General features: G+C 37.7%; 3 protein-coding genes. 1 reads left to right on the forward strand and 2 read right to left on the reverse strand.

From position 1 onward, the window contains the following. Window positions 1–502: 502 nt before the first annotated feature. Window positions 503–787: a transition state genes transcriptional regulator AbrB gene (gene abrB, locus OQ279_RS18810; RefSeq protein WP_066441796.1), complete on the forward strand. Its 285-nt coding sequence runs from the start codon at window positions 503–505 to the stop codon at window positions 785–787. A 69-nt stretch (window positions 788–856) separates the two neighbouring features. Here abrB and rsmI read toward each other — a convergent pair whose 3' ends face one another. Both rsmI and OQ279_RS18820 read right to left on the reverse strand, forming a co-directional pair. Beyond that, window positions 857–1,738, reverse strand: coding sequence for a 16S rRNA (cytidine(1402)-2'-O)-methyltransferase (gene rsmI / locus OQ279_RS18815; protein WP_266071409.1), 882 nt, complete (start codon window positions 1,736–1,738; stop codon window positions 857–859). A gap of 38 nt (window positions 1,739–1,776) precedes the next feature. After that, window positions 1,777–2,030: GIY-YIG nuclease family protein (locus OQ279_RS18820; protein ID WP_266071410.1), on the reverse strand; the 254-nt coding region annotated here is incomplete at its 5' end.

Raw genomic sequence — 2,030 nt, forward strand, 5'->3', positions numbered from 1 at the left:
ATGCTCTAGCACCGTAAATTCTTCTTCATTATATTCCAGCTTGCAGTACAAAATATTTTTATTATTACACTCGTCAGCATTACCTCTTATATCAACAAAATATACCTAAAAATAAGAAATTGTGCAAGGAAAGATCCTATAATGAGCCTTGCACTATAACGTTTTATCTTTTTGACATTTAATTGACTAAAAAATCCTGTTCGACAAACCATCCTGCGAATGTAGAAATTTGTCGAATGAGAAAATATTTATCCTTAATTAAAACTATTTGATTGATAATAAACTGGAATAAATATATACTTAATTCAAGACTTTTTTAATGAAATCCGCTCTATATCAGCCTTTATCAGACTAACTAAATTTTCCACATAAAAACATTATAAAGTAATTGACGAATATGGTAATGGCTGGTATCATATAAATATAGAGAATTTTGTCGAATAATGACGAAACATAGAGAGATAAACATAAATTAATTGGAGATTTGAGAGGAGAAACAATAATGAAATCTACAGGTATTGTTCGTAAAGTTGATGAGCTTGGCCGCGTGGTAATTCCGATTGAATTGCGTCGCACACTAGGAATCGCAGAAAAAGATGCTCTTGAAATTTATGTGGATGACGAAAAAATCATTCTTAAAAAATACAAGCCTAACATGACTTGCCAAGTAACTGGTGAAGTTTCTGATGATAACCTTGCTTTGGCTGGCGGTAAATTAATTTTAAGCCGTGAAGGTGCTGAACAGCTTTTACAAGAAATTCAAAGCAACTTTGAAACATCTAAATAATGATAAAAAAGCTTCTCAACACTTTGAGAAGCTTTTTCTTTATTCTGCAAGAGAGTTTTTCCACCACAATCACTGATCTTCAACATGATAGGCTTGGTAAACATCCCTTTTTGCCATTTGCCGGTCTAAGGCTGTCTGTTTAATTGCATCCTTTACAGCGAGTTCCTTCATATTAATATAGTGCTCTACATGCTCCACAATTGTCATGTGCTCCCACCATGCTGCAGTATCCTTTTCTTCAGGCACACCGCCTTCAACAATGACACAGAATTCACCGCGAACCTCTTCTGTTTTTGCCCATTGTACCGCTTCTGACAAGCTTCCTCTAATAAACTCTTCATATTTCTTCGTTAACTCACGGCATAAAACAACTTGCCGATCTCCCAGCTGTTCTTCCATAATTATCAGTGTCTCCTTCAAACGGTGTGGTGCCTCATAAAAAATCATAGTTGATTCCATGTTTGCCAATTCACTCAGCTGCTTTCTTTTTACCTTTTTCTGACGATCTAAAAAGCCGTAGAAGTAAAAAGGCTGTGTGGCAATACCCGAAGCGATTAGTGCAGTTAGACCAGCATTTGCCCCTGGAAGTGGAACAACGGTGATATTCTCTTCCAGTGCAGCTGCCACTAATTCATAGCCAGGGTCAGAAATGGCAGGCATACCCGCATCACTGACAAGAGCGATCTTCAAGCCTTCTTTGAGCTTTTCCACAATTTTTTGGCCGCTCGCTTCCTTATTATGTTCATGATAACTGATCAGCGCCGTTGTCATTTCAAAGTAGTTGCAGAGCTTTTTAGTATTTCGCGTATCCTCTGCCGCAATAAAATCTGCTTCTTTCATAATCCGGACTGCTCTATACGTCATATCCTCTAAATTGCCGATTGGTGTTGGAACTAAATAAAGGATGCCTTTCTGTTCTTCATTATGAAAGCTTTTTTGCTGTTGCATCATCTCACCCGTCTTCTATTATGTATAAGCGCCATCACCGTTCACGAAATAGGCGCAGTTTGTTTTATAAAATGAAGCTTTTTTTGCCGTGAAAGCTGCTTAAACTGATATTCTGCCCTCAAAGCATCTCCCTGATTATCAAATGCCTGTGAAAAGACAAGCTCTACCGGGCCTCTTCCTCGTGTGTACTTGGCCCCTTTTCCTTCATTATGCTGTTTTACTCTTCTTGCTAAATCATTTGTATATCCAGCATAAAGACTTCCATCCCGACAATGCAGAACATAGAAGTAATGGC

It is taken from the genome of Salinimicrobium profundisediminis, from assembly GCF_026241755.1.
Classification (GTDB): Bacteria; Bacteroidota; Bacteroidia; order Flavobacteriales; family Flavobacteriaceae; genus Salinimicrobium; species Salinimicrobium profundisediminis.

Excerpts from the sequence above, each read along its gene's own strand:
- abrB (WP_066441796.1), top strand. The coding sequence starts at position 503 with ATGAAATCTACAGGTATTGTTCGTAAAGTTGATGAGCTTGGCCGCGTG.
- rsmI (WP_266071409.1), bottom strand. The coding sequence starts at position 1,738 with ATGATGCAACAGCAAAAAAGCTTTCATAATGAAGAACAGAAAGGCATC.